Source organism: Streptomyces solitudinis (assembly GCF_036323765.1).
Classification (GTDB): Bacteria; Actinomycetota; Actinomycetes; order Streptomycetales; family Streptomycetaceae; genus Streptomyces.
Genome location: NZ_JAZDCW010000031.1, coordinates 1 through 776, shown reverse-complemented (window position 1 = coordinate 776; position 776 = coordinate 1). Strand labels below are relative to the sequence as shown.

Annotated in this window: 1 protein-coding gene; it reads left to right on the top strand. The window is 69.3% G+C overall.

The annotated features are described in order from the left end of the window. A partial coding sequence (locus tag V1J52_RS26000) for an RICIN domain-containing protein (RefSeq protein WP_330142422.1) occupies positions 1-605 on the top strand: 605 nt, incomplete at its 5' end. Positions 606-776 lie beyond the last annotated feature (171 nt).

The following is a 776-nucleotide window of genomic DNA, read 5'->3' as shown; positions in this document are numbered from 1 at the left end:
CCACCACCTCCGGCACCGCCACGTCGTACACCGACACCGGCCTGAACGCCTCCACCGCCTACTCCTACACCGTCCGCGCCATCGACGCAGCCGGCAACGCCTCGGCCGCCTCCAACACCGCGACCGCAACCACTCAAGCCGGCACCGGCGGCGGCAGCATCGACCCGACCAAGTGGTACCAGGTCATCAACACCGGCAGCGGCAAGTGCCTGGACGCCGACGGCGGCTCGACCGCCAACGGCACCAAGCTCCAGCAGTGGACCTGCCAGGCCGGCAACACCAACCAGCAGTGGCAGTTCCAGCCCACCACCAGCGGCAACTACAAGGTGATCAGCCGCAACTCCGCCACCCTCGCCTGGGACGTCGACGGCGGACCCGCCGCGACCGGCGACGGCGCCAAGGCCAGCCTGTGGACCTACGGCAACGGCACCAACCAGCAGTTCAAGCCCACCGCCCTCGGCAACAGCACCTACACCCTCACCGCACGCCACAGCGCCAAGTGCCTCGACATCACCGACCGCTCCACCGCCAACGGCGCCCGCGTCCAGCAGTGGACCTGCCACAACGGCCCGGCTCAGACCTACCGCCTCGCCCCCCAGTCCTGACACCACGTCCGCAGCCACACCCCCGCGGCAGTCCGCCCAGCCGCACCTCACCACCCGCCCGCCACCACCTGGCCGGCACCCGCACACGTGCTCCAGCAATCCTCAGCGGCTGCTGGAGCACGGCCGTGCACCGAACACCCAAACCCACACAAGAAAACCTAAAAAAACACC